The sequence below is a fragment of the Mesorhizobium sp. M2E.F.Ca.ET.209.01.1.1 genome (assembly GCF_004010375.2).
Lineage (GTDB): Bacteria > Pseudomonadota > Alphaproteobacteria > Rhizobiales > Rhizobiaceae > Mesorhizobium.
The window spans coordinates 1-288 of record NZ_SADP02001217.1 but is presented as its reverse complement, the minus strand read 5'-3'; the positions used below and the strand labels follow the sequence as shown (position 1 = coordinate 288).

Below are 288 nucleotides of genomic sequence, written 5' to 3'. Positions count from 1 at the left end.
GATTCGTCAGCGACCTCCAAGGGCACCTATACGGCCGAGGGGGGCGGACCGGAGGCGGTCTATTGGCTCGACAAGGGCTATGCTTGCGCCGTCGTCGGATCATTGCCGCCGGAGCGGCTGTCGGATGTCGCAAAGACCGCCTATGGCCAGCTCCTGGCCGGCATATCGAGCTGAACCGGCTGCGTTTTTTGCAGCCGGCAGGCCTCTGAACGGCAATTCTGTTCAAACATTTTGCCCTTTTCTGCCGTGGCGCAAACTGTCACAATTCGGCCCTAATCAAGGAGCGAT

Annotated in this window: 1 pseudogene; it reads left to right on the top strand. The window is 60.1% G+C overall.

The window, feature by feature from the left end:
- Positions 1-174 (top strand): annotated as a pseudogene (locus EN852_RS43030) (anti-sigma factor); the annotation flags it as partial.
- Positions 175-288 lie beyond the last annotated feature (114 nt).